We start from the raw sequence: 208 nt of genomic DNA, 5'->3' as shown, positions 1-208 counted from the left end.
GATTTATCACTTTGTTCTTGGCTGGCTAAGTGCCTTATTCATCGGTTGGATGGGCGTCTTTTATTTTCCAGAGCTTAGACAATTTGGTCTTTCTAAGGTATCATTTTCCACTATTGAAATCGCTTGGTCCATGAAAGATTTAGTATGTCTGCTTGGAAGTCTCGCTCTTTCAGGAAGTATGATGTTGCTTTATATTCATTTTTTTCCT

At 37.5% G+C, this 208-nt stretch carries 1 pseudogene; it reads left to right on the top strand.

Annotated features, from left to right (window positions below):
* Window position 1: 1 nt before the first annotated feature.
* Window positions 2-208, top strand: a pseudogene (locus RV13_RS20635) (ATP-binding protein); the annotation flags it as partial.

Source organism: Enterococcus raffinosus, assembly GCF_001886185.1.
GTDB classification, from domain to species: Bacteria; Bacillota; Bacilli; order Lactobacillales; family Enterococcaceae; genus Enterococcus_A; species Enterococcus_A raffinosus.
This window is presented reverse-complemented; position numbering and strand designations above follow the sequence as displayed.